General features: G+C 35.5%; 1 pseudogene. It reads right to left on the bottom strand.

Features of this window, described 5'->3' with window-relative positions:
• Nucleotides 1-848: 848 nt before the first annotated feature.
• A pseudogene (locus JMX48_RS13915) lies at nucleotides 849-1472 on the bottom strand (IS5/IS1182 family transposase).
• Nucleotides 1473-1926 lie beyond the last annotated feature (454 nt).

Genomic DNA, 1926 nt, shown 5'->3' with positions numbered 1-1926 from the left:
ATCATAGCGCCAATGGTAGTGTGGCTCCGGCCATGTGAGAGTAGGTCATCGTCAGCTCTCTATTCCTCATTACCCCCAACGTTAATTCGTTGGGGGTTTTGTTTTGGCTGTGACTCAGAAATATAACGCCATACATGTAAGATGTTCTCTATGTTTTCATGATTACTCTGAGTTTTTAAAAAAATAGCACCTTTATACTCTAATTGATTGTCAGCTTTTTTAGGGAAACAACAGAACGATATCTTACTTCAAGTGTTCGAAATGAGAAAGTATCTTCCTTGCTGTGGCTATATCACGTTTACCAGAAGTATCTGCCGCAATTTAACTGATTTTCCGATCATAAGTATAAGTGAGACGGACTTTATGCTTCTTGCAATATACGTAAGTTTAAAACTTATCAATCTTTAAGCGCTCATAATAAAGCTTCTCAGGCGTAATTTTATACACAGATGTACTTTAGGTGTACAGCACTTTACCCATACTAGCAAATCTGATTTTACAGTCTTGCGCTGTTATCCATTCTAGAATGATAGCCTCGGTAGGTTAATATATATATGTCAATGAATTGACGCCAATAGCCTTTACACTGTTAATTGTGCTTGCCGTCAATGACCTTGTTGCCATTTTTCAAATTAGTACTGTGTCAGTCGGAGTCACTGGTGTCTGCTTGTGTCTTTATAATCTTAAATATATCTTCCTCTAATTCTTTGACATACTTTCTCATAAATTAATATACATTTTAATTTTAAAAGCCTTATTGTTATAGATAAACCTCATATATTATTATTTAGTCAAACGATATATCGTATAAAGAAGTGGTTACACAATAAATAGCGCGTGTCGATTATTCAAAATTTCAGCCAGATATAGGCGCAAGCGAGAGCTACCGTATTTTCATAACTCTGTTTGAGCTTATCAAATCTGGTTGCACCGTTCTATAGTTTTTAGCTTAGCCAAAGTATTTTTTACTAGATGGCATATTTTGTTCAATGCTCCTTAGAGAACTTAGTGCTTCGTTTCTGAGGGAAGTTATCACATTTCCTTACTTGTTTAATATATGCTTGTAGTGCGTTAGAATCATAGCCTTTGTATAGATATAAAAACTCTGTATCGCTTAAGGTAAAAACAATAGGATTGCTATGGGTATTCACTGCTAAGTAAATCTTGGTCGAGAGTCTTGCCACGATTTCACTAACAAATTGTAGCTTCCCATTGTCATCATTACTGTGCTAATGCGCCTTGATATGAGTGCCATGTAGAAAGATTCACTGAAGGTTTAAATCTTTAATTAATAAAGTAAACAGTGCGATCAGCTTATTGCTGCACAACTAGCGGCAGTAAGCTTTATAAATGTTGCTGGGCTTATCAAAATACGCTGGTAGGTCACATTAAGGAGAACCAACCCGCATCGGATACAACATACCTTCAACCATATTTCTAAGATTTCCTTTGTCATAGATATTTGGTTCTATTCATACGAGTTTGACGCAAGTCCAGTATTGATCTTTTGCCATGGTGCTAGGTATAACGAAAAAGATCTTTTGGTATGAGAACTTAAGGACTAATCATTCGCTATTTTTTTTCAGAAATTGGTTCCCGATGCTGAACAAGTTTTATAGTCGATCCACGATAAAAAAGTAGATACATTTCTACTGAGGTAAATTTTATGTAGCCTATATCTATATAGGCAAAGCAAGCAAGGAAGATTTATCTCAGTAGAATGTGCTCATTGTTGTATCTCTTTTATCTAGGAATGATTATAGGTTTTCAATGGCTTCTTTATAACTCATTGAAAAATATAGAACTATTTAACCTCTTGTGATAAACCTCAAAATAACTATCAAAACACTGAAATAACCCCTTGACCCCTTATTAAAACCACGTATAATGCGTCCCAGTCGGAAGGGAAGGCAGTTTAGGGAATGA

This window comes from Psychrobacter immobilis (genome assembly GCF_904846225.1).
Taxonomy (GTDB): Bacteria; Pseudomonadota; Gammaproteobacteria; order Pseudomonadales; family Moraxellaceae; genus Psychrobacter; species Psychrobacter immobilis_F.
This window is presented reverse-complemented; position numbering and strand designations above follow the sequence as displayed.